The organism is Candidatus Arsenophonus nilaparvatae, assembly GCF_045346035.1.
Lineage (GTDB): Bacteria > Pseudomonadota > Gammaproteobacteria > Enterobacterales > Enterobacteriaceae > Arsenophonus > Arsenophonus nilaparvatae.
In genome coordinates this window covers 1,270,067-1,292,297 of record NZ_CP158507.1, presented here as the reverse complement: position 1 = coordinate 1,292,297, position 22,231 = coordinate 1,270,067, and the positions used below count along the sequence as shown (strand labels likewise).

General features: G+C 37.4%; 26 protein-coding genes and 3 pseudogenes. 24 read left to right on the top strand and 5 right to left on the bottom strand.

What is annotated here, in order from left to right:
- Positions 1-301: 301 nt before the first annotated feature.
- Together WH390_RS06275 and WH390_RS06270 are read left to right on the top strand one after the other, a co-directional pair.
- The gene (locus WH390_RS06275; RefSeq protein WP_052044836.1) at positions 302-802 is read left to right on the top strand and encodes a polymer-forming cytoskeletal protein; all 501 of its coding nucleotides are present in this window, start codon (positions 302-304) and stop codon (positions 800-802) included.
- Between the two features lie 75 nt (positions 803-877).
- Positions 878-1,111: a hypothetical protein gene (locus WH390_RS06270; RefSeq protein WP_032115032.1), complete on the top strand. Its 234-nt coding sequence runs from the start codon at positions 878-880 to the stop codon at positions 1,109-1,111.
- 572 nt (positions 1,112-1,683) lie between these two features.
- Here WH390_RS06270 and WH390_RS06265 read toward each other — a convergent pair.
- Positions 1,684-1,917: a hypothetical protein gene (locus WH390_RS06265; RefSeq protein ID WP_032114835.1), complete on the bottom strand. Its 234-nt coding sequence runs from the start codon at positions 1,915-1,917 to the stop codon at positions 1,684-1,686.
- Positions 1,918-2,023: 106 nt separating this feature from the next.
- Positions 2,024-2,356: a helix-turn-helix domain-containing protein gene (locus WH390_RS06260; RefSeq protein WP_032116486.1), complete on the bottom strand. Its 333-nt coding sequence runs from the start codon at positions 2,354-2,356 to the stop codon at positions 2,024-2,026.
- A 166-nt stretch (positions 2,357-2,522) separates the two neighbouring features.
- Here WH390_RS06260 and WH390_RS06255 point away from each other — a divergent pair, with 166 nt between their 5' ends.
- From WH390_RS06255 to WH390_RS06210, 10 genes and pseudogenes are all read left to right on the top strand, one after another.
- Complete coding sequence (locus tag WH390_RS06255; protein WP_406850705.1) at positions 2,523-2,657, top strand: hypothetical protein; 135 nt, start codon at positions 2,523-2,525, stop codon at positions 2,655-2,657.
- A gap of 32 nt (positions 2,658-2,689) precedes the next feature.
- Positions 2,690-3,756: pseudogene (locus tag WH390_RS06250) on the top strand (phage/plasmid replication protein, II/X family); the annotation flags it as partial.
- Between the two features lie 20 nt (positions 3,757-3,776).
- On the top strand, positions 3,777-4,070 hold the full coding sequence (locus WH390_RS06245) for a hypothetical protein (protein ID WP_032116488.1): 294 nt from the start codon (positions 3,777-3,779) through the stop codon (positions 4,068-4,070).
- A 9-nt stretch (positions 4,071-4,079) separates the two neighbouring features.
- On the top strand, positions 4,080-4,304 hold the full coding sequence (locus tag WH390_RS06240) for a hypothetical protein (RefSeq protein WP_032116489.1): 225 nt from the start codon (positions 4,080-4,082) through the stop codon (positions 4,302-4,304).
- 2 nt (positions 4,305-4,306) lie between these two features.
- Positions 4,307-4,588, top strand: coding sequence for a major capsid protein (locus tag WH390_RS06235; protein WP_238565709.1), 282 nt, complete (start codon positions 4,307-4,309; stop codon positions 4,586-4,588).
- The gene (locus WH390_RS06230; RefSeq protein WP_406850543.1) at positions 4,536-6,158 is read left to right on the top strand and encodes a hypothetical protein; all 1,623 of its coding nucleotides are present in this window, start codon (positions 4,536-4,538) and stop codon (positions 6,156-6,158) included. The genes WH390_RS06235 and WH390_RS06230 overlap by 53 nt, the downstream gene beginning before the upstream one ends.
- Positions 6,159-6,170: 12 nt before the next feature.
- Positions 6,171-6,458, top strand: a complete 288-nt coding sequence (locus WH390_RS06225) for a DUF2523 family protein (RefSeq protein WP_032116491.1) — start codon at positions 6,171-6,173, stop codon at positions 6,456-6,458.
- Between the two features lie 3 nt (positions 6,459-6,461).
- Positions 6,462-7,490: pseudogene (locus WH390_RS06220) on the top strand (zonular occludens toxin family protein).
- Complete coding sequence (locus WH390_RS06215; protein WP_406850704.1) at positions 7,487-8,701, top strand: type II secretion system protein GspD; 1,215 nt, start codon at positions 7,487-7,489, stop codon at positions 8,699-8,701. Before WH390_RS06220 ends, WH390_RS06215 begins: the two are co-directional and overlap by 4 nt.
- Before the next feature lie 202 nt (positions 8,702-8,903).
- Positions 8,904-9,182, top strand: a complete 279-nt coding sequence (locus tag WH390_RS06210; protein WP_032116493.1) for a hypothetical protein — start codon at positions 8,904-8,906, stop codon at positions 9,180-9,182.
- 895 nt (positions 9,183-10,077) lie between these two features.
- Here WH390_RS06210 and WH390_RS06205 read toward each other — a convergent pair.
- Positions 10,078-10,311 (bottom strand): hypothetical protein, encoded by a 234-nt coding sequence (locus tag WH390_RS06205; protein ID WP_032114835.1) that lies wholly within the window; start codon positions 10,309-10,311, stop codon positions 10,078-10,080.
- A gap of 106 nt (positions 10,312-10,417) precedes the next feature.
- Entirely contained in the window at positions 10,418-10,750 is a 333-nt protein-coding gene (locus WH390_RS06200) for a helix-turn-helix domain-containing protein (protein ID WP_032116486.1), read from the bottom strand.
- Positions 10,751-10,868: 118 nt separating this feature from the next.
- Here WH390_RS06200 and WH390_RS06195 point away from each other — a divergent pair, with 118 nt between their 5' ends.
- The 11 genes and pseudogenes from WH390_RS06195 (at position 10,869) to WH390_RS06145 (ending at position 19,616) form a co-directional block, all read left to right on the top strand.
- Positions 10,869-12,152 carry a phage/plasmid replication protein, II/X family gene (locus WH390_RS06195; protein ID WP_032116487.1) on the top strand — a complete coding sequence of 428 codons (1,284 nt, stop codon included), beginning with the start codon at positions 10,869-10,871 and terminating at the stop codon, positions 12,150-12,152.
- A gap of 20 nt (positions 12,153-12,172) precedes the next feature.
- A complete protein-coding gene (locus WH390_RS06190) occupies positions 12,173-12,466 on the top strand; it encodes a hypothetical protein (RefSeq protein WP_032116488.1) in 294 nt (97 codons plus the stop codon).
- A 9-nt stretch (positions 12,467-12,475) separates the two neighbouring features.
- Positions 12,476-12,700, top strand: coding sequence for a hypothetical protein (locus tag WH390_RS06185; protein WP_032116489.1), 225 nt, complete (start codon positions 12,476-12,478; stop codon positions 12,698-12,700).
- Between the two features lie 2 nt (positions 12,701-12,702).
- A complete protein-coding gene (locus WH390_RS06180; RefSeq protein WP_238565709.1) occupies positions 12,703-12,984 on the top strand; it encodes a major capsid protein in 282 nt (93 codons plus the stop codon).
- Entirely contained in the window at positions 12,932-14,554 is a 1,623-nt protein-coding gene (locus tag WH390_RS06175; RefSeq protein ID WP_406850543.1) for a hypothetical protein, read from the top strand. Before WH390_RS06180 ends, WH390_RS06175 begins: the two co-directional genes overlap by 53 nt.
- 12 nt (positions 14,555-14,566) lie before the next feature.
- Positions 14,567-14,854: a DUF2523 family protein gene (locus WH390_RS06170; RefSeq protein ID WP_032116491.1), complete on the top strand. Its 288-nt coding sequence runs from the start codon at positions 14,567-14,569 to the stop codon at positions 14,852-14,854.
- A gap of 3 nt (positions 14,855-14,857) precedes the next feature.
- A pseudogene (locus WH390_RS06165) lies at positions 14,858-15,886 on the top strand (zonular occludens toxin family protein).
- Positions 15,883-16,356, top strand: a complete 474-nt coding sequence (locus tag WH390_RS06160) for a hypothetical protein (protein ID WP_406850703.1) — start codon at positions 15,883-15,885, stop codon at positions 16,354-16,356. Before WH390_RS06165 ends, WH390_RS06160 begins: the two are co-directional and overlap by 4 nt.
- Positions 16,302-17,099: a type II secretion system protein GspD gene (locus tag WH390_RS06155; protein ID WP_406850545.1), complete on the top strand. Its 798-nt coding sequence runs from the start codon at positions 16,302-16,304 to the stop codon at positions 17,097-17,099. Before WH390_RS06160 ends, WH390_RS06155 begins: the two co-directional genes overlap by 55 nt.
- A gap of 203 nt (positions 17,100-17,302) precedes the next feature.
- Positions 17,303-17,581, top strand: coding sequence for a hypothetical protein (locus WH390_RS06150; RefSeq protein WP_032116493.1), 279 nt, complete (start codon positions 17,303-17,305; stop codon positions 17,579-17,581).
- A gap of 781 nt (positions 17,582-18,362) precedes the next feature.
- The gene (locus tag WH390_RS06145) at positions 18,363-19,616 is read left to right on the top strand and encodes a phosphatidylserine decarboxylase family protein (protein ID WP_032115855.1); all 1,254 of its coding nucleotides are present in this window, start codon (positions 18,363-18,365) and stop codon (positions 19,614-19,616) included.
- Positions 19,617-19,958: 342 nt separating this feature from the next.
- On the opposite strand, the gene WH390_RS06140 is transcribed toward WH390_RS06145, so the two are convergent.
- Positions 19,959-20,138 (bottom strand): hypothetical protein, encoded by a 180-nt coding sequence (locus WH390_RS06140; RefSeq protein WP_406850702.1) that lies wholly within the window; start codon positions 20,136-20,138, stop codon positions 19,959-19,961.
- A gap of 37 nt (positions 20,139-20,175) precedes the next feature.
- On the opposite strand from WH390_RS06140, the gene WH390_RS06135 reads away from it, so the two are divergent.
- Positions 20,176-22,227, top strand: a complete 2,052-nt coding sequence (locus tag WH390_RS06135; protein WP_052044909.1) for a hypothetical protein — start codon at positions 20,176-20,178, stop codon at positions 22,225-22,227.
- The last annotated feature ends 4 nt before the right edge of the window (positions 22,228-22,231 follow it).

The window sequence follows — 22,231 nt, the reverse complement described above, 5'->3', positions numbered from 1 at the left end:
AATTAACAAAAAAACAAATATTTTAACACCAACATCCACTTTAAATTAAGTGAAACGATTAATAACATAAAATTATTATGGAGATGACAAAAAAATTTTTACTTTACGCATCATAAACTCTGCATTTAATGCTGTGCTAATTAATTAAAATCCGGTGGAGGACTATGTGCGATTAATCAACGTAGCAATTATTGCATGGTGCGTTTCTATCATCATGTATTCCACTGGATTCTTTTGGGTTTGCTTTAGCAGTGGATTAGTCTCTAGCCTGCTAATTATCTATTATTTTAGGAGAAATATTTTGTTTAAGAAACGGGAAATTGAAAGTACAGAAAATAAGCAAAGCACAGAAAACAATCTTGAAAGCAAAAGTGACAAGAAAACTATTATATGCTCTGAAACTTGTTTCACCGGCGATATTGTCTCAGACGCAGATATACTTATTGATGGTAAATATATCGGCAATATTTTATGTAAAGAAAACACGGTTATTGTGACAAGAACTGGTATAGTAACAGGCAGTATATTAGCCAAAAAATCGATTATCGATGGAAAAATTGATGGTCGTGTTGAGTCAAATTTAATTGAAATTCAAAAAAATGGCATGATCGAAGGTGAGATTTATAGTGAAAATCTGTCTATTGAGGATGGTGGGTTCTTTATAGGCATATCGAAAAAAATCACAGTAGATCTAAACAAAAAAATACCAGAACGAAATAACGTGCAAGAGCATAAAAAACATCAAAAAATTGATGCTACCAATGCGATTGCCCTAAAAGAAAAGAAAGAAAAAGTTTCTTAATCACTTATCGAACAGGGATCACTGGAAGCATTAAATATGTTTCCAGTTGTAATATTTACATTAGGACGATATATAATGGATAGAGTAAATAACGCTAATTATCAATCAACAGCAAAAATAGATGGCCGTATTTATAACGATTCAAAAGCAAGACCGGTTGGTCTTGCTGGAAAATTTAATCGTGTTACCAACAAAGTAGAAGTTTCATCAAATAAACCATTGATGACACCTGAAGATAAAATATATCTTAACCGTATGTTTGATCGCTGTTTTTCTTATGCCGAAAAATATACTCACTTAAAAAAATAAAATAACAAACAGTCCAACAAAATGGATAAGCCGTTATTTTAACAACTGTTATTTATTGGTTGGACTGTTGTTAGTTGGCTATTTCCAAAAAAACTTAAGTATACTTGAGTATACAACTAACGCCTGATTGGCATTTGGCTTTCTAGAGCTGTAGCTGTCCGTTTGAATTGCTAGATTGATTGCATAATAAAAATTCGCATAATGTACAATGCCGTTATGTTGAATAGCCGTCTGCGAAAATATCTCCTCGCAGACGGCGGCCATTTATACATAACGCTATTGTGCGAACCTGCGGTTATGTCGATCTAGGTAGCCTGACTTGACGCTAAGTCCAAATAGGGGGTTTTTGATTAGTGGAACAACCGCAATATCGAATTTATCAGGTTCTGGTAACAATTCTCTACTTATCAATCACGAGTTTCGCACCAATAAAAAAACGCTCTATTTTTACGTCTAATTCAGCATAATATATAAATAGAAAAAATCTCATAAATTAAAAACAACTTATTGTAATTTAAGTAAATTTATACCTCTTAGTAAGTTACAGGTTAATCATTGTTTTGACGCCATTTCTAGAATTTTATATGTCCGTGCGAAACTCGTGTCAATGCGGGAAGTTTTGTATCTTCAAAATAGGCTACTTCAAGATTATCCGTATAAATAAGCATTCCAAACTCATTTTCTCTCATTGTCACAAAGCGGCGATTAACTGTATTAAACAGGGTATAACCGATAACGTCAGGGTTATTTTTTCTAAATTCAATTTCTAGTTCTTTTAGTTGTTTTATTATTTTTTTCTTTTCCATTTACATTAGCCATTTGTTAATTAAATGTTACATAATCAAGAGTACATGACTCTTTAATTATGTACTCTTGTGCGGAATCCGCATTATTTTACATATTTTATTATGTTTATTGATTTTTATTTAACATTTCTTCAGCTTGATTTATCAGACTCATACCTTTACTTATTTTTTTGATTACTTCTTGATCTTCTAATGGCAAGTTATTTATTACTTTTATTAAATAATTAGTGTCAGTTGATTTTTTATTATAGATAAGCTCATCAACTGAACAATTTAAAGCGGTGCTGATTGCGATAATTGATTGAATAGTTGGATTTTTTTGTTCATTTCTTTCTATCTTTGATAATTGAGAGAATGATATTTGTGTTTTTTCGGCTAACTCTTCTCTAGTCATTCCTAAAGCTTCTCTCCTTGTTCGTATATTATCACCTATAGCCATAAAAATTCTCTCTTGTGAGTCATTTATAGAAATAATAACTTATTTATGAATAGTAAGTTGACTATTTAAAGATAGTTGACTATATATAATCACTATTAGTATTCATAGAGTGGTTATTATGATTGATCTTCTTGAGCTTCAGATTCCATTTAAAGATGAGTATGTGATGAGAACATCTCGTGATAGGGAGCATGGAGGAGGCTCTATCGATTTTATGCAGATTGCTAAATTAAGTGGGGTTCGGTTGTCTGCTCGTGATGTGGAATTTGAAATAAAGGGGATTTATCTGTTCAGGGATTAGCGCATCCTTTTGAATCGTTACCAACGCATTTTGCCAGTTTGGGCATGAAAATTTATCAGGGAACTCATTTGATTTTCCCGCGTGTCAATCTTAAGGCTTCACCCGCCAAGCTCTTACAGGGGCATAATGTATTTGGTTCAACCAATATTGCATTATGTGGCTTGGAGTTAATGACTAATTTAGCGGTTTCCATGCCACATCTTTTTAATTTGTTAGATGTCGAGAATAGCGAAGTTTCTGAGCTTCATACAACGTTATCAGTAAGATTACCAACGGAAAGTATTTGTAAGCAGGTGATTGCTTATTTTAAGAATATCAGTCATGGACAAACCAAAGCCACGAAATCAAACGATCATGAATCCACCGTTTATTTTAATCGTGGTTCTAAACACAGGGAATTGTGTATTTATTACAAAGCGCTTGAACTGGCAAAACGTTTTGGTGAAATACAAAGAAAATTACGGGTTAATCCCAATGATGAGGTGTTGCTTAATCAGTTTGCGATTTTAAATAATAAACGTTTGACGGATTTTGCCAATAACCTGTTGAGATTAGAAGGGCGATTAAAAAAACGTTTTTAAAAGATAATCAGATTCCGATTAATTTTTCTGCGCTTTGCCTTTATCAACAACAATATGAACGTAGTGGGGCTAATTTAATTTACGATCTGTGGATGAAAAGTTTTGATGATTTGTTGACGGCACTGAGGGGAATGGAAATGAATATTTATGATGACGAACATATTTTTGAACGATTAAAATCTCATTATTATTCTACCACGCCAAAAGGCAACATTTCCTATGCTAAAGCTCAACGGATATTTGGTTTTTATCGTCGTTTAGTTAATGAAGGTTATTTAAATGTTTTTAATTCTCTGGCAAGAAGAACATTTTATGATAATTTAACTTTATTAACGAATATTGGCCTCAGCAAATCACAATTACAAAATCTCACCGGCGATAAATCTAACGTCATTCCCTTTTATAAAGTTATCCATATCGATTTTTCTCAACAACGGCCTGACTGGTATGTCGAGCCAGTGAGTGTTTTTGAACGTCAGAATACTATTTATCCATTTAAACAAGTTGCAAACGCTTAAATCAAGAAAGGTGAACCATTATGGCTGCATTGCCCTTATATCAAACAGTGATTAGTGGAAAAGTGACCCGTATCAGTACGTCTAATGATGGACATGTTTATACCACCGTTATTTTACCCGCACCTGATCCTTATTCTAAACCGCCGGTTGTAAAAATTCGTTCTAAACGGCGTGTGGGGGCGATTGATTCAGAAGTGAATGAATTGGTTTGCCGAATTTCCGGTTTTGAACGTTCGTTTAGATATCACGATAAACAGACAGGGCAACCCTTAACGGGGCATAACGTTGAAATGTTTCTCGATTTAGTGGAATAGGTGATCGCTATGGCTACTCCGGAAAATAATATTGTCGGTGAGATTTGTTCGAAAGTCACGAATGACTGCCAAACTATTGAATTGACGATAAAAGAGTTGCCATATCAGGAACTCCTTAATATTGATTATTCAGTCGCGGCACAATTTTGGGGGATTCCTTTTACCTCGGTAATCGGACTTTGGTTATTTTCCAAAGGTCTTGGTGCAGTAATTAATATGTTTAAAGGTGTTTAATTATGTTGACTAAATTAGGTTTAAATAAGTTTTTTAACAAACTTAATCTACGCACTTTATATTTAAGTGTAGGTATTGGTTTATTCGGTGCTTTTAGTTCTGCAATGTCATTTGCAGAAGCCGCAACAGGGACAGGTACGGCTATTGATTACACGCAATTAACGAACTCCCTTAATTTTAATTCTGTCATGACGGGTATTTTAGCCGTTGCAGGCGGTCTGATTGCCGTTTATGCAGGCATGGCAGGCGTTAAGTGGGTTTTACGTATGGTACGTGGTGCGTAACAAGGAGAGGGGCAAATTAATGCCCCTTTATATCGATGCTGACAATCGGATTTTATTTTCTGTGTTTTTTGTGGGGGCTGTTATGTGCCTGGGCAGTCATACAAGGGTTGGATTGATATATTTTTTCTATTTTGCCGTTTTATCTGTTTTTTATCCTGTTTTAGTAAGCGCAAGTTCTATTGCTGTTAATCATTCACTGTCTAATAAATATCCATTTTATGCTTACGAAAATAGTCAATATTATGAGGGTCATGATAGACGTTCGATAGCATTACGCGCGTTTGAGGATGAGAAAGTAAAAAAAGCCGGCGTGGTTTATTGTATGCCTTCGCGTTCTTGCAAATTTAAAAAAATCACTTCGATTTCTGATGTGGGTATTTTTAATAATGTTCGGGTGGATTATGTGGGTACAATTATTGGTGGTTTAGGTGATACATTAGAAGGCGCAGGATTTTATACCGTTTCAGTTCGCGAGAATGATAATTTTGATAAATCTAAATCGGATGATGCAATTGAAAAATCCACTCCGGAAGAAATTTGTAAGAAGAAACCGCCTTTATCCGGCTCTCAAAGTGGCGTTAGGAGTATTTCAGGTGAACGTTATATTTATGTTGACGGTTGTGAGTATATAGCCACGGGTGATGTGCTTATTTGTTTTGATAAAAGCGATATTTGTAATGCAACATCTTGGAAACCGACAGGGGAAGTAGCAGAAGGTAAAGGTTATGGTAAAACGAATAATAACGATGAGACGACGTTAGCCCATTCCTTTTGTGCGTCTCAGTATGGTACTTATGGCTCGATTGGCTCTTCAGATGAGTTTGTTGTGACGGACAGATGTAAACCCGTTTTTAAAGAGGATAAATTTTTAGGTTGGGTGGGTAGTGGTGCTTATTCTGATATGAATAATCCGCCTGATTTTCCTGATACGGGAATATTTAGTGTTGTACCTAATCCCGATTATGCCATTTCAGATTCGGCTTCTGCTAAAGATAAGGTGGAATATAATCTTAATTATTTAGCGCTTCATCCTGATTTGGATTTAGCTAGATATCCGTTACCTGTTTATTCTGATTTACCGCTTTCTTCACCGTCAGGGAGTGGTTCAATAAATTTAGGGAGTACAGCCCATTCCGTTGATGCAGGTTCGAGTATTGCAGGAAGTTTAGTGAATACCGAGAGTGCCACGCATTCATTGTCTTCATCCGGAACCAGTCAATCGGGTGTCAGTTCATCTTCGGGTGCTTCTTCAAATTTTGGGCAATCTTCTGGTTCAAAAGGTAATGGTCAGGGAACCGATTTATCGCATCCCGATAATAATGAACCGGATTTAGATTCACCCACCGCAGAATCGGTATTATCGCCATTACAGAATCTCTTTCCTTTTTTGAAAAATTTTAATTTACCAGAACGAGCAGCGTCATGCCCAGTAGCGACTTTTGAGGTGTTTGAGCAGCATTTTGTCATTGATGCTCATTGTACCTTGTTTGAAAGCATTCGTGGTTTGTTAACCCTGTTTTCAATGATTATCTGGTCATTTCTGGGATTACGGATTGTATTGTCTTCTTAAGGGGATTAAGTGATGTATGCCTTGATTGTATCCGCATTTAATTTTTTATTAGGGTTCGTTTTTAGAACGCTGGCCATTAAATTTATTGTGTTTTCGGCGCTGTTTTTAGTGGTTACTGAATTTGTCCCCGTTTTATTAGCTTTACTACCCACGTCAACGAATTTGCCGGAGTTGATTGGTCAACTGCCTGATAGTGTCTGGTATTTTATGAATCTGTTTGCCGTGATAACGGGGATGAAGATTGTGATTTCGGCTTATCTGACCCGTTTTATTGTGCGCCGTATTCCGGTGATAGGGTGATGTATGGCGATTTCAGCTTATGTCGGTATTCCAAGAAGCGGTAAATCTTACGAAGTAGTTTGTAACGTTATTATTCCGGCTTTTATGAAAGGTCGCCGGATTGTGACGAATATCTACGGCATTTCAGCAGAAAAAATCAGGGTTTATTGTCTTGATAAAAAGAAAGCCGATGAATATCAATTAGGTGAGATTATCTGCGTTGATAATGAACAGGTTAAAAAGGCTGATTTTTTTCCATTTAAAACAGAAACGGGTATCGCAGAAGACACCTTTTGTCAGGCAGGTGATTTAATTTGCATTGATGAAGCGTGGCGAATTTGGGAAAACGACAAGATACCGCAACAACATCGCTCATTTATTGCCGAACATGGTCATTTTGTTAATATAGAAGGTGTTACCTGTGATTTAGTGGTATTAAATCAGTCGGTGGCTAATTTACCGCGTTTTATCAAAGACCGGATTGAGACGACGTATAAAATGACCAAATTGGTGGCGTTAGGGTTACGTCATCGCTATCGGGTCGATGTTTATTCAGGGATTAAACTGTTTAAAAATAATCGCACTTCATCTTATCAGTGCAGTTATGACAAGGTGATTTTTCCACTTTATCATTCTTATGAAGGGGGGCAAGGACAAGAGCAGGTGGTGGATAAGCGCCAGAGTATTTTTAATCAATCTAAATTCTGGTTATTAACATTAGGACTGTTGTTGCTGGTCATAGCCTCCGTTTATTTTCTTTATCAATTTTTTGGTGGTAACGGGATAACGCCCAAAAATCGGCCTGTCTCTGAATCAGTTGATAAATCAGTGACTACCCAAAAATCACATCAAAATCCGTCGCCACAAAATTTATCCACTTAATGGCGTATTGCGGGCAAAATTAGTCAGCGTGGTCAGGCGTGGGTGGTGTTACTTAATCAGCAGGGGCAGATTCGACTTGAGCCATTATCGCAGTTTCGTTTTTATGGTTTGCGGATGACGGGCAACATTGACGGTGAGGTTGTCACAACCTATTCGGGAGGCATGAAATGAAAAGGGCATGGATAGGGGTGTTGTTAACGGTAAGTCCCTTGTTAATGGCTAAAGGCGTGATGATGGAACTGGATAACGTGCCTTTACCGCAAGCGTTGAATGTGCTTTATCGACAGGTTTTTGAACGTCCGTTTATGTTATCGCCAGAATTAATCAATGACCCTCGTAAAGTGACTTTTCGTATTACGCCAGAAATTGATGAACGGGCTTTTATTAAGCGTTATTTGAATAATTTACAGATTGCCATTCATGAACGTAATGGGATTGATTATTTAGTTTTTTACGCCAAAAACACCCACAGTAATCAGGAAACCTATGTTTATCAGCCCCGTTATCGCTCAGTATCGTATTTATCGGATTTATTACGCAGCCAGTTTGATGGTAATTTTAATTCGTCTCGTAGTGGTATTTCAGTGGGGCAAATCGCACCAGAAAAAGCCGTGGCGGGGACGGCTTCGGATTTTCTGAACCGGACAGGGGATGTACTGGTTTATTATGGTACTAAAGCCGATATTGCCCGATTAAAAATATTGTTACCTAAAATCGATACTGTAACGGATGAAGTGGTGGTTTCTGCCTATGTCTTTGAGGTACAAACCGCTGAGCGTAATGGGTCAGGCTTGGCATTGGCTGCCAAATTGGTTTCCGGTAAATTTAATGTTGGTATCGGTAAAGAGGCAGGATTTGATAATTTTGTTCGCTTTAATTTAGGTTCATTAGATGCGTTATATGAATTGTTCCGTACTGATAGCCGTTTTCATGTGGTGAGTTCACCTAGATTAAGAGTGAAGAATGGGGCGCAGGCATCATTTTCTGTCGGCTCAGATGTGCCTGTATTAGGTAAGGTAAGTTATGCTGATAATAAGCCTGTCCAGTCGATAGAATATCGCTCTAGTGGGGTAATTTTAAATGTACGTCCGCAAATCCGGCAACAGGGTGTTGATTTAACCATTGACCAGCAATTATCAAATTTTGCTAAAACTGAAACGGGTGTCAATAACAGTCCAACGTTGATTAAACGCCAGGTCAATACGCAAGTGAGCGTTGCCGATGGTGATATTATTTTGTTAGGCGGTTTGGCTGAAAATAAAGTAACCGAAGCGGATACCGGATTTTCGTTTTTGCCGAAGGGCTGGTTTACCAGTGCTTCGACAGAAAATAATAAAACCGATATTTTAGTGATTTTACAGGTGAAGAAGGTTCAACGATGAAGGCAGGCAGCGTACCACAGCGTTAGCGAGGAACGCTGCCTTGCATGAAGAGGCAAACCGACGTAGCCGGTAAGAAAATAGAACGCCGGTTTTGTTGTATTACATGTTGTTTGTTAAGCGTTAAGTTATTTTTTTGGCGCTGTATAGCCAGACTCCATATCTGACTACACAGCTATCACATAAACCTTATAAGGAGGTCTATATGACTGTGTTCGATCCTACTCAATATCCAGAGTTACGCAATCTTTTTCCTGAATTAACGCCAGTGCAGTTTGAAACGGCACTGTTATTTGCTTTTGGTATTCCACAAAAAGAAATCTCAGTGTTGCGTTCAGTGGCGTATAAAGTGGTGAGACAGACGATAACAGAAGCCAGAATGAAATTTGAGCCAGCGTCATTGACGGGATTATTAACGGTATTTCATGTTCGTTTAGTGTTATTTGCTTTGTATGATAGCCAACAACGCATTCGTAAGACATAAAAAAGCGGATTAGTCTAGGTGCGTTAAATGCACCTAGGGTATTTTATTCGATGAGATAATATCGATTTGGTATTAGGTCATAACTTCTAAAATTAATCGTAAATACCGCCACTTCTGATTTTGAGTCGCATCACACCATATCAGGGAAACCCGCTACTTTTATGGCGGGCTTTTTTTATGTTTTAAAATGTCCGTCAGGACATGTAAGGCGGCAGATTGAAATCGCAAAGATAACCGACTGCAAAACCGCCGAAGCCAGGGGGGGACTTATCGGGTAGCAAGGAACCCCCGCGTTAGCGTTCCTGCCAAGCCATCTTTTTACGATAAATAAAGCGACTCAGCAGTTTGAGGGTCGAAGACAAGCGAATCGTTTAGCGACAGATTGATTTTTTTATTTGCTTTTGTTTATTGTTTAATTTCATGCTAACTCAATAAAATTAATATTCCGTAAAATGCCATTAAGGTTCGCACAATATTTACTCAATAAAATTAATATTCCGTAAAATGCCATTAAGGTTCGCACAATGTACAATGCCGTTATGTTGAATAGCCGTCTGCGAAAATATCTCCTCGCAGACGGCGGCCATTTATACATAACGCTATTGTGCGAACCTGCGGTTATGTCGATCTAGGTAGCCTGACTTGACGCTAAGTCCAAATAGGGGGTTTTTGATTAGTGGAACAACCGCAATATCGAATTTATCAGGTTCTGGTAACAATTCTCTACTTATCAATCACGAGTTTCGCACCAATAAAAAAACGCTCTATTTTTACGTCTAATTCAGCATAATATATAAATAGAAAAAATCTCATAAATTAAAAACAACTTATTGTAATTTAAGTAAATTTATACCTCTTAGTAAGTTACAGGTTAATCATTGTTTTGACGCCATTTCTAGAATTTTATATGTCCGTGCGAAACTCGTGTCAATGCGGGAAGTTTTGTATCTTCAAAATAGGCTACTTCAAGATTATCCGTATAAATAAGCATTCCAAACTCATTTTCTCTCATTGTCACAAAGCGGCGATTAACTGTATTAAACAGGGTATAACCGATAACGTCAGGGTTATTTTTTCTAAATTCAATTTCTAGTTCTTTTAGTTGTTTTATTATTTTTTTCTTTTCCATTTACATTAGCCATTTGTTAATTAAATGTTACATAATCAAGAGTACATGACTCTTTAATTATGTACTCTTGTGCGGAATCCGCATTATTTTACATATTTTATTATGTTTATTGATTTTTATTTAACATTTCTTCAGCTTGATTTATCAGACTCATACCTTTACTTATTTTTTTGATTACTTCTTGATCTTCTAATGGCAAGTTATTTATTACTTTTATTAAATAATTAGTGTCAGTTGATTTTTTATTATAGATAAGCTCATCAACTGAACAATTTAAAGCGGTGCTGATTGCGATAATTGATTGAATAGTTGGATTTTTTTGTTCATTTCTTTCTATCTTTGATAATTGAGAGAATGATATTTGTGTTTTTTCGGCTAACTCTTCTCTAGTCATTCCTAAAGCTTCTCTCCTTGTTCGTATATTATCACCTATAGCCATAAAAATTCTCTCTTGTGAGTCATTTATAGAAATAATAACTTATTTATGAATAGTAAGTTGACTATTTAAAGATAGTTGACTATATATAATCACTATTAGTATTCATAGAGTGGTTATTATGATTGATCTTCTTGAGCTTCAGATTCCATTTAAAGATGAGTATGTGATGAGAACATCTCGTGATAGGGAGCATGGAGGAGGCTCTATCGATTTTATGCAGATTGCTAAATTAAGTGGGGTTCGGTTGTCTGCTCGTGATGTGGAATTTGAAATAAAAGGGGATTTATCTGTTCAGGGATTAGCGCATCCTTTTGAATCGTTACCAACGCATTTTGCCAGTTTGGGCATGAAAATTTATCAGGGAACTCATTTGATTTTCCCGCGTGTCAATCTTAAGGCTTCACCCGCCAAGCTCTTACAGGGGCATAATGTATTTGGTTCAACCAATATTGCATTATGTGGCTTGGAGTTAATGACTAATTTAGCGGTTTCCATGCCACATCTTTTTAATTTGTTAGATGTCGAGAATAGCGAAGTTTCTGAGCTTCATACAACGTTATCAGTAAGATTACCAACGGAAAGTATTTGTAAGCAGGTGATTGCTTATTTTAAGAATATCAGTCATGGACAAACCAAAGCCACGAAATCAAACGATCATGAATCCACCGTTTATTTTAATCGTGGTTCTAAACACAGGGAATTGTGTATTTATTACAAAGCGCTTGAACTGGCAAAACGTTTTGGTGAAATACAAAGAAAATTACGGGTTAATCCCAATGATGAGGTGTTGCTTAATCAGTTTGCGATTTTAAATAATAAACGTTTGACGGATTTTGCCAATAACCTGTTGAGATTAGAAGGGCGATTAAAAAAACGTTTTTTAAAAGATAATCAGATTCCGATTAATTTTTCTGCGCTTTGCCTTTATCAACAACAATATGAACGTAGTGGGGCTAATTTAATTTACGATCTGTGGATGAAAAGTTTTGATGATTTGTTGACGGCACTGAGGGGAATGGAAATGAATATTTATGATGACGAACATATTTTTGAACGATTAAAATCTCATTATTATTCTACCACGCCAAAAGGCAACATTTCCTATGCTAAAGCTCAACGGATATTTGGTTTTTATCGTCGTTTAGTTAATGAAGGTTATTTAAATGTTTTTAATTCTCTGGCAAGAAGAACATTTTATGATAATTTAACTTTATTAACGAATATTGGCCTCAGCAAATCACAATTACAAAATCTCACCGGCGATAAATCTAACGTCATTCCCTTTTATAAAGTTATCCATATCGATTTTTCTCAACAACGGCCTGACTGGTATGTCGAGCCAGTGAGTGTTTTTGAACGTCAGAATACTATTTATCCATTTAAACAAGTTGCAAACGCTTAAATCAAGAAAGGTGAACCATTATGGCTGCATTGCCCTTATATCAAACAGTGATTAGTGGAAAAGTGACCCGTATCAGTACGTCTAATGATGGACATGTTTATACCACCGTTATTTTACCCGCACCTGATCCTTATTCTAAACCGCCGGTTGTAAAAATTCGTTCTAAACGGCGTGTGGGGGCGATTGATTCAGAAGTGAATGAATTGGTTTGCCGAATTTCCGGTTTTGAACGTTCGTTTAGATATCACGATAAACAGACAGGGCAACCCTTAACGGGGCATAACGTTGAAATGTTTCTCGATTTAGTGGAATAGGTGATCGCTATGGCTACTCCGGAAAATAATATTGTCGGTGAGATTTGTTCGAAAGTCACGAATGACTGCCAAACTATTGAATTGACGATAAAAGAGTTGCCATATCAGGAACTCCTTAATATTGATTATTCAGTCGCGGCACAATTTTGGGGGATTCCTTTTACCTCGGTAATCGGACTTTGGTTATTTTCCAAAGGTCTTGGTGCAGTAATTAATATGTTTAAAGGTGTTTAATTATGTTGACTAAATTAGGTTTAAATAAGTTTTTTAACAAACTTAATCTACGCACTTTATATTTAAGTGTAGGTATTGGTTTATTCGGTGCTTTTAGTTCTGCAATGTCATTTGCAGAAGCCGCAACAGGGACAGGTACGGCTATTGATTACACGCAATTAACGAACTCCCTTAATTTTAATTCTGTCATGACGGGTATTTTAGCCGTTGCAGGCGGTCTGATTGCCGTTTATGCAGGCATGGCAGGCGTTAAGTGGGTTTTACGTATGGTACGTGGTGCGTAACAAGGAGAGGGGCAAATTAATGCCCCTTTATATCGATGCTGACAATCGGATTTTATTTTCTGTGTTTTTTGTGGGGGCTGTTATGTGCCTGGGCAGTCATACAAGGGTTGGATTGATATATTTTTTCTATTTTGCCGTTTTATCTGTTTTTTATCCTGTTTTAGTAAGCGCAAGTTCTATTGCTGTTAATCATTCACTGTCTAATAAATATCCATTTTATGCTTACGAAAATAGTCAATATTATGAGGGTCATGATAGACGTTCGATAGCATTACGCGCGTTTGAGGATGAGAAAGTAAAAAAAGCCGGCGTGGTTTATTGTATGCCTTCGCGTTCTTGCAAATTTAAAAAAATCACTTCGATTTCTGATGTGGGTATTTTTAATAATGTTCGGGTGGATTATGTGGGTACAATTATTGGTGGTTTAGGTGATACATTAGAAGGCGCAGGATTTTATACCGTTTCAGTTCGCGAGAATGATAATTTTGATAAATCTAAATCGGATGATGCAATTGAAAAATCCACTCCGGAAGAAATTTGTAAGAAGAAACCGCCTTTATCCGGCTCTCAAAGTGGCGTTAGGAGTATTTCAGGTGAACGTTATATTTATGTTGACGGTTGTGAGTATATAGCCACGGGTGATGTGCTTATTTGTTTTGATAAAAGCGATATTTGTAATGCAACATCTTGGAAACCGACAGGGGAAGTAGCAGAAGGTAAAGGTTATGGTAAAACGAATAATAACGATGAGACGACGTTAGCCCATTCCTTTTGTGCGTCTCAGTATGGTACTTATGGCTCGATTGGCTCTTCAGATGAGTTTGTTGTGACGGACAGATGTAAACCCGTTTTTAAAGAGGATAAATTTTTAGGTTGGGTGGGTAGTGGTGCTTATTCTGATATGAATAATCCGCCTGATTTTCCTGATACGGGAATATTTAGTGTTGTACCTAATCCCGATTATGCCATTTCAGATTCGGCTTCTGCTAAAGATAAGGTGGAATATAATCTTAATTATTTAGCGCTTCATCCTGATTTGGATTTAGCTAGATATCCGTTACCTGTTTATTCTGATTTACCGCTTTCTTCACCGTCAGGGAGTGGTTCAATAAATTTAGGGAGTACAGCCCATTCCGTTGATGCAGGTTCGAGTATTGCAGGAAGTTTAGTGAATACCGAGAGTGCCACGCATTCATTGTCTTCATCCGGAACCAGTCAATCGGGTGTCAGTTCATCTTCGGGTGCTTCTTCAAATTTTGGGCAATCTTCTGGTTCAAAAGGTAATGGTCAGGGAACCGATTTATCGCATCCCGATAATAATGAACCGGATTTAGATTCACCCACCGCAGAATCGGTATTATCGCCATTACAGAATCTCTTTCCTTTTTTGAAAAATTTTAATTTACCAGAACGAGCAGCGTCATGCCCAGTAGCGACTTTTGAGGTGTTTGAGCAGCATTTTGTCATTGATGCTCATTGTACCTTGTTTGAAAGCATTCGTGGTTTGTTAACCCTGTTTTCAATGATTATCTGGTCATTTCTGGGATTACGGATTGTATTGTCTTCTTAAGGGGATTAAGTGATGTATGCCTTGATTGTATCCGCATTTAATTTTTTATTAGGGTTCGTTTTTAGAACGCTGGCCATTAAATTTATTGTGTTTTCGGCGCTGTTTTTAGTGGTTACTGAATTTGTCCCCGTTTTATTAGCTTTACTACCCACGTCAACGAATTTGCCGGAGTTGATTGGTCAACTGCCTGATAGTGTCTGGTATTTTATGAATCTGTTTGCCGTGATAACGGGGATGAAGATTGTGATTTCGGCTTATCTGACCCGTTTTATTGTGCGCCGTATTCCGGTGATAGGGTGATGTATGGCGATTTCAGCTTATGTCGGTATTCCAAGAAGCGGTAAATCTTACGAAGTAGTTTGTAACGTTATTATTCCGGCTTTTATGAAAGGTCGCCGGATTGTGACGAATATCTACGGCATTTCAGCAGAAAAAATCAGGGTTTATTGTCTTGATAAAAAGAAAGCCGATGAATATCAATTAGGTGAGATTATCTGCGTTGATAATGAACAGGTTAAAAAGGCTGATTTTTTTCCATTTAAAACAGAAACGGGTATCGCAGAAGACACCTTTTGTCAGGCAGGTGATTTAATTTGCATTGATGAAGCGTGGCGAATTTGGGAAAACGACAAGATACCGCAACAACATCGCTCATTTATTGCCGAACATGGTCATTTTGTTAATATAGAAGGTGTTACCTGTGATTTAGTGGTATTAAATCAGTCGGTGGCTAATTTACCGCGTTTTATCAAAGACCGGATTGAGACGACGTATAAAATGACCAAATTGGTGGCGTTAGGGTTACGTCATCGCTATCGGGTCGATGTTTATTCAGGGATTAAACTGTTTAAAAATAATCGCACTTCATCTTATCAGTGCAGTTATGACAAGGTGATTTTTCCACTTTATCATTCTTATGAAGGGGGGCAAGGACAAGAGCAGGTGGTGGATAAGCGCCAGAGTATTTTTAATCAATCTAAATTCTGGTTATTAACATTAGGACTGTTGTTGCTGGTCATAGCCTCCGTTTATTTTCTTTATCAATTTTTTGGTGGTAACGGGATAACGCCCAAAAATCGGCCTGTCTCTGAATCAGTTGATAAATCAGTGACTACCCAAAAATCACATCAAAATCCGTCGCCACAAAATTTATCCACTTAATGGCGTATTGCGGGCAAAATTAGTCAGCGTGGTCAGGCGTGGGTGGTGTTACTTAATCAGCAGGGGCAGATTCGACTTGAGCCATTATCGCAGTTTCGTTTTTATGGTTTGCGGATGACGGGCAACATTGACGGTGAGGTTGTCACAACCTATTCGGGAGGCATGAAATGAAAAGGGCATGGATAGGGGTGTTGTTAACGGTAAGTCCCTTGTTAATGGCTAAAGGCGTGATGATGGAACTGGATAACGTGCCTTTACCGCAAGCGTTGAATGTGCTTTATCGACAGGTTTTTGAACGTCCGTTTATGTTATCGCCAGAATTAATCAATGACCCTCGTAAAGTGACTTTTCGTATTACGCCAGAAATTGATGAACGGGCTTTTATTAAGCGTTATTTGAATAATTTACAGATTGCCATTCATGAACGTAATGGGATTGATTATTTAGTTTTTTTTACGCCAAAAACACCCACAGTAATCAGGAAACCTATGTTTATCAGCCCCGTTATCGCTCAGTATCGTATTTATCGGATTTATTACGCAGCCAGTTTGATGGTAATTTTAATTCGTCTCGTAGTGGTATTTCAGTGGGGCAAATCGCACCAGAAAAAGCCGTGGCGGGGACGGCTTCGGATTTTCTGAACCGGACAGGGGATGTACTGGTTTATTATGGTACTAAAGCCGATATTGCCCGATTAAAAATATTGTTACCTAAAATCGATACTGTAACGGATGAAGTGGTGGTTTCTGCCTATGTCTTTGAGGTACAAACCGCTGAGCGTAATGGGTCAGGCTTGGCATTGGCTGCCAAATTGGTTTCCGGTAAATTTAATGTTGGTATCGGTAAAGAGGCAGGATTTGATAATTTTGTTCGCTTTAATTTAGGTTCATTAGATGCGTTATATGAATTGTTCCGTACTGATAGCCGTTTTCATGTGGTGAGTTCACCTAGATTAAGAGTGAAGAATGGGGCGCAGGCATCATTTTCTGTCGGCTCAGATGTGCCTGTATTAGGTAAGGTAAGTTATGCTGATAATAAGCCTGTCCAGTCGATAGAATATCGCTCTAGTGGGGTAATTTTAAATGTACGTCCGCAAATCCGGCAACAGGGTGTTGATTTAACCATTGACCAGCAATTATCAAATTTTGCTAAAACTGAAACGGGTGTCAATAACAGTCCAACGTTGATTAAACGCCAGGTCAATACGCAAGTGAGCGTTGCCGATGGTGATATTATTTTGTTAGGCGGTTTGGCTGAAAATAAAGTAACCGAAGCGGATACCGGATTTTCGTTTTTGCCGAAGGGCTGGTTTACCAGTGCTTCGACAGAAAATAATAAAACCGATATTTTAGTGATTTTACAGGTGAAGAAGGTTCAACGATGAAGGCAGGCAGCGTACCACAGCGTTAGCGAGGAACGCTGCCTTGCATGAAGAGGCAAACCGACGTAGCCGGTAAGAAAATAGAACGCCGGTTTTGTTGTATTACATGTTGTTTGTTAAGCGTTAAGTTATTTTTTTTGGCGCTGTATAGCCAGACTCCATATCTGACTACACAGCTATCACATAAACCTTATAAGGAGGTCTATATGACTGTGTTCGATCCTACTCAATATCCAGAGTTACGCAATCTTTTTCCTGAATTAACGCCAGTGCAGTTTGAAACGGCACTGTTATTTGCTTTTGGTATTCCACAAAAAGAAATCTCAGTGTTGCGTTCAGTGGCGTATAAAGTGGTGAGACAGACGATAACAGAAGCCAGAATGAAATTTGAGCCAGCGTCATTGACGGGATTATTAACGGTATTTCATGTTCGTTTAGTGTTATTTGCTTTGTATGATAGCCAACAACGCATTCGTAAGACATAAAAAAGCGGATTAGTCTAGGTGCGTTAAATGCACCTAGGGTATTTTATTCGATGAGATAATATCGATTTGGTATTAGGTCATAACTTCTAAAATTAATCGTAAATACCGCCACTTCTGATTTTGAGTCGCATCACACCATATCAGGGAAACCCGCTACTTTTATGGCGGGCTTTTTTTATGTTTTAAAATGTCCGTCAGGACATGTAAGGCGGCAGATTGAAATCGCAAAGATAACCGACTGCAAAACCGCCGAAGCCAGGGGGGGACTTATCGGGTAGCAAGGAACCCCCGCGTTAGCGTTCCTGCCAAGCCATCTTTTTACGATAAATAAAGCGACTCAGCAGTTTGAGGGTCGAAGACAAGCGAATCGTTTAGCGACAGATTGATTTTTTTATTTGCTTTTGTTTATTGTTTAATTTCATGCTAACTCAATAAAATTAATATTCCGTAAAATGCCATTAAGGTTCGCACAATATTTACTCAATAAAATTAATATTCCGTAAAATGCCATTAAGGTTCGCACAATATTTATTATGTTAAATAGAAGTCTATTTTAAGTAATTATATTTCCATGCCCTTTAAAGGGTCACTTCACCACCTATCGGCTACTTCCTATTAAATTTTTTTTGCAAAGTATCCTGATTTTGTTGCACATGACAAACAGTTAACGGTTTGTTTAAAAAAATATTTTTAATGATTATTAAAACATTTTAATTTTAAACTTAAACTAATAAGGGATAAGTTTATTTGTAAACTTAAACTAATAAAAAGAGATATCACCATGGCAATAATAGATAAACCAAAAAATAAAACCTATTTAATCGGCAACTGGATGCCATCAGATCAGGCTACATTAGTAAATTGGATGCGGAAAATTATCAATAAAGCAGAAATTAGTAATGCTCCACTGCTACCTTCTATTCAGAATTTAAAAAATTTTATTGAGTCAAACCCCAAAGCATACATGTTTTTTAATCAAATGTTTGATATTGCAGATAAAAAAGATCGACCTAATGAATTACCTCAAGTTCGTGATTATCAACATATGTTAGAATTATTCAACGTAATAATGACGCATGCACCAGATTTTGATGAAACAGGACTAGTCGGTTTCCCTTTTAATGCTATTTTAGATTGGTCAATGGCCACAAACACAGGATGGAGTGCATTTTTAGATGATGAAATTAATGTTCATTTAAAAACTATGCTTAATGAATGGGCTGTGTTTTTAAGATCACCTGAAAGCACATATGTGTTAAATGACGATCCTAGACATGGTTGGTTTGGTGAAGATGCTAAAAAAGCAATGCCGACTTTTGTCAGTGATTTTAAATGTGATCCCTCAGTTGATCATTATGGTTTTAAATCATGGGATGATTTTTTTACAAGAGAGTTTCGTCAAGGTGTTCGCCCAATTGCTGAGCCTGATAATAACCGTGTGATAATCAATGCTTGTGAATCATCCCCTTACAGATTAGCAACCAATGTAAAATTAAGAGATAATTTTTGGATCAAAGCCCAAAATTATGCACTTCAATATATGTTGGATAACGATCCATTAGTAGATAAATTTGTTGGTGGAACCATTTATCAAGCATTTCTTAGCGCTCTTAGTTATCATAGATGGCATGCGCCCGTCTCAGGCAAAATTGTAAAAACTAAGTTAATTAATGGTAGTTATTATTCTCAAGCCCTTAGCATGGGATTCGATCCTGAGGCTCCTAATAAATCGCAAGGATATATTAATGAAGTTGCTACCAGAGCGCTGATATTTATTGAAGCTGATGAACCAACAATTGGTCTTATGTGTTTTATGGCGGTAGGTATGGCTGAAGTATCAACCTGCGAAATTACAGTTTATGAAGGACAACATATAACAAAAGGCCAAGAAATTGGCATGTTCCATTTTGGTGGTTCTACTCATTGCTTAATCTTTCGTCCAGAAGTTTCACTAGAATTTGATTTGCATGGTCAAACACCTGGTTTAGATAGCAATAATATTCCTATTAATTCCCGCATAGCAACTGTTAAATAAAAACTTAACTTAATAAGTCAATTTATATATTGACTTATTAAGCCCAAGAAAACGAAAAAACTTATCGATTCACTCTAAAGGCTCAGAGAAAGTGAGTCTTATAAAAATCACTTTCCCTGAAGTTTATTTAATTACACCCAGGCACAAAGTGGGTATTAAAAAAACAAAAAACCGCTTCATTAATTACCTGAACGCAAAACTGTTCATTTAAGTGGCTGTGATCCCCCCACTTCATGTGGCTGCAAAAAGTTTAAAATTGCAAGATATTAAATTTTTTAGATAGCTCTTTTTGCCATAGATTCTGACAACCCGATTAGGGGTATCACCTGATACCTCCGTCTGTCATCTTCTTGTTATGGTATAACATTCCTCGGCTACAACTGCCCCAATCGTCGTAGTTACCATTTCTATATTGCTGTTGCGTTTTAGCGTGCTGCCTATGGCGATATAAAAACCACAGCAGACTTGGCCGAGGACAATGAGCGTTAATGCTAGCCATAAGAGAACATTAACCGGCCACATTATACATTAACTCAACCAATTAGAGATATTACTAAAAATGACTACATCACTTAATACTTATGCCAGAGCCTTTCAGGCACCAGATAACCTGGCTCATGCCGCGGGAAACTATGATAATTCGATTATGACAAAATTTGCCAAATGTGCTATTGGCGTCCTTACACTAGGTTTGGGATATGGCATCCTTTATCTTGTCGAACGGTTGTCGAATGTAAATCCCAAAATTAATGAGTTTTGTTACAACGCCAATGCTATTGCGCATGAATTATCAACAGCAATTGAGGATGGTAAAGACCATATAACTGTCACTTTAGATAATGGCCAACAAATAACAATCCAACAAGACGGTTGCAATCTACTGTTACGATCTCAGGACGGACAGACACAAACGTTGAATGAGATGGATTTGACCAAACTTTATCACAAAATCGTTCATGACATTCAGACCAATCCTGGAATTTATGGCGTCGAGCTACCTAAAGAAGTAGAAATTAAAAATTTAGCAGAGCCGCTAGCTATATCAGAATTGGTAGAATTATTAACTAACAAAACATCTTATGATGATTACTTATTGTTACGAAAGTCACCAGATGGAAATTATTTTTACCTGGCTAAAAAGGAAGAGCTGAATAAGTCTGCCAGACTACAATTTCGGGCAAATCAAGCAGCTGAATTAATTGGCGAGATGTTAGGCAAAAAGGTTGAAAAAAACCTTAGTGTGGCTGACTTATGCCGAATAATAAAATCACAACATATTCCTGTATCCTCAGCAACCAATCAAACATCCCCTTTTGATAAACCTGTATGTAGTACCCCATCGGAAGTCACAATGCGTTGGATAACGACATTAGCTTCAATCTTACCTAATGTTGATAATCCCGAGCAGCAAAAACTCATAATGGATTTGTTGCAAGCACAAAAAAGCCGCTGGTTGGCACATGATATGAACTTAGAAAAAACCGTAAAATCGCTTTCCGATGACAGTAATGTTCTGCGTAGTCATGGATTAGATCATTTGGCAAATTTGGCATATTGCGAAAATTCTTCTGTAACAGACTTGGTATCTCTTTTACCAGCGACTGAAAGAGATCTTCCTTTGACACGACTACACGATAATATTTACGGCAGATACTTTGAATCAGTCTGGATCGCTGAGCTTGTCAATAATCCTCCTCAAGAGGTCTTGAACGTAATGCATGCTATTGGCAATGGAATAGCTGATTTACTAACAAGCCAAACGGTGCCAACACAAAAAAATTTGGTAAAGTATTTGCAAAAACGTGTCAAGGGGGATATGCGTTTTTGGTTTAATCAAGTGGATGGAGTTAACCAATTTACTGAATCTGTTTGGCCTAAATCAAAGGATATACTGCTAAAATTATTGCGCAATGAAATAACCAATGGGTTTCATAGTATTGCAATACCCTATTTATCCGTTAAGTTATTTAATGGATTTTCTCGCATAGATGACATGAAAAATGCTACCTGGTTCAAACAAATCAACTCAAATTATGGTTCCGTACTTACTCCACTTCGAGGGCGTACCAATGATACCCCAACGAATGCGATTTCCCCTGCCGCAGGTATAACGCTAAAGCATCAATTAGAAGCAGTGTCAGAGAGTTGGATGACTATAACCAATAGGCCTGCACTGTATTACAAACCTACACTACAAAACCCAACAGTTCCTATTATTAAGGCGCTACGAAATGGCATCCCTTTTAGTGCCGGGATATCTGGCTCAACCAATATTATGCTTGGTATTGTGTCTTACCTGCGTGAGCAAAAACTGAACATCGATCCTAATTTTGCGCTGCTTGGTACCATGATGTTTATGACTTACGATGGTGGACACTCACCGCATGAAGTTTTATGGACTGCTAATCAATTTGGACCAAAAGTTGGACTTAACTTCAGCGCACAACTAAATACCAAGGCGACAGCAGTGGAACCATTAGATTTTGTTTCTGATTATCAAATGTTCGCCAATATGTATAACAATACCGGTTGTGAAACAGCTATGAAGGATGCAATTTCCCTAGCTTTTGAAAAAACGATATCGCATTGTGAAAGATTAGTCAGACAATAATGCT

Excerpts from the sequence above, each read along its gene's own strand:
- WH390_RS06230 (WP_406850543.1), top strand. The coding sequence starts at position 4,536 with ATGCAGGCATGGCAGGCGTTAAGTGGGTTTTACGTATGGTACGTGGTG.
- WH390_RS06240 (WP_032116489.1), top strand. The coding sequence starts at position 4,080 with ATGGCTACTCCGGAAAATAATATTGTCGGTGAGATTTGTTCGAAAGTC.
- WH390_RS06270 (WP_032115032.1), top strand. The coding sequence starts at position 878 with ATGGATAGAGTAAATAACGCTAATTATCAATCAACAGCAAAAATAGAT.
- WH390_RS06200 (WP_032116486.1), bottom strand. The coding sequence starts at position 10,750 with ATGGCTATAGGTGATAATATACGAACAAGGAGAGAAGCTTTAGGAATG.
- WH390_RS06160 (WP_406850703.1), top strand. The coding sequence starts at position 15,883 with ATGAAAAGGGCATGGATAGGGGTGTTGTTAACGGTAAGTCCCTTGTTA.
- WH390_RS06185 (WP_032116489.1), top strand. The coding sequence starts at position 12,476 with ATGGCTACTCCGGAAAATAATATTGTCGGTGAGATTTGTTCGAAAGTC.
- WH390_RS06215 (WP_406850704.1), top strand. The coding sequence starts at position 7,487 with ATGAAAAGGGCATGGATAGGGGTGTTGTTAACGGTAAGTCCCTTGTTA.
- WH390_RS06180 (WP_238565709.1), top strand. The coding sequence starts at position 12,703 with ATGTTGACTAAATTAGGTTTAAATAAGTTTTTTAACAAACTTAATCTA.
- WH390_RS06150 (WP_032116493.1), top strand. The coding sequence starts at position 17,303 with ATGACTGTGTTCGATCCTACTCAATATCCAGAGTTACGCAATCTTTTT.
- WH390_RS06255 (WP_406850705.1), top strand. The coding sequence starts at position 2,523 with ATGAGAACATCTCGTGATAGGGAGCATGGAGGAGGCTCTATCGATTTT.
- WH390_RS06145 (WP_032115855.1), top strand. The coding sequence starts at position 18,363 with ATGGCAATAATAGATAAACCAAAAAATAAAACCTATTTAATCGGCAAC.
- WH390_RS06235 (WP_238565709.1), top strand. The coding sequence starts at position 4,307 with ATGTTGACTAAATTAGGTTTAAATAAGTTTTTTAACAAACTTAATCTA.
- WH390_RS06205 (WP_032114835.1), bottom strand. The coding sequence starts at position 10,311 with ATGGAAAAGAAAAAAATAATAAAACAACTAAAAGAACTAGAAATTGAA.
- WH390_RS06195 (WP_032116487.1), top strand. The coding sequence starts at position 10,869 with ATGATTGATCTTCTTGAGCTTCAGATTCCATTTAAAGATGAGTATGTG.
- WH390_RS06175 (WP_406850543.1), top strand. The coding sequence starts at position 12,932 with ATGCAGGCATGGCAGGCGTTAAGTGGGTTTTACGTATGGTACGTGGTG.
- WH390_RS06260 (WP_032116486.1), bottom strand. The coding sequence starts at position 2,356 with ATGGCTATAGGTGATAATATACGAACAAGGAGAGAAGCTTTAGGAATG.
- WH390_RS06245 (WP_032116488.1), top strand. The coding sequence starts at position 3,777 with ATGGCTGCATTGCCCTTATATCAAACAGTGATTAGTGGAAAAGTGACC.
- WH390_RS06170 (WP_032116491.1), top strand. The coding sequence starts at position 14,567 with ATGTATGCCTTGATTGTATCCGCATTTAATTTTTTATTAGGGTTCGTT.
- WH390_RS06210 (WP_032116493.1), top strand. The coding sequence starts at position 8,904 with ATGACTGTGTTCGATCCTACTCAATATCCAGAGTTACGCAATCTTTTT.
- WH390_RS06140 (WP_406850702.1), bottom strand. The coding sequence starts at position 20,138 with ATGTGGCCGGTTAATGTTCTCTTATGGCTAGCATTAACGCTCATTGTC.
- WH390_RS06225 (WP_032116491.1), top strand. The coding sequence starts at position 6,171 with ATGTATGCCTTGATTGTATCCGCATTTAATTTTTTATTAGGGTTCGTT.
- WH390_RS06190 (WP_032116488.1), top strand. The coding sequence starts at position 12,173 with ATGGCTGCATTGCCCTTATATCAAACAGTGATTAGTGGAAAAGTGACC.
- WH390_RS06135 (WP_052044909.1), top strand. The coding sequence starts at position 20,176 with ATGACTACATCACTTAATACTTATGCCAGAGCCTTTCAGGCACCAGAT.
- WH390_RS06265 (WP_032114835.1), bottom strand. The coding sequence starts at position 1,917 with ATGGAAAAGAAAAAAATAATAAAACAACTAAAAGAACTAGAAATTGAA.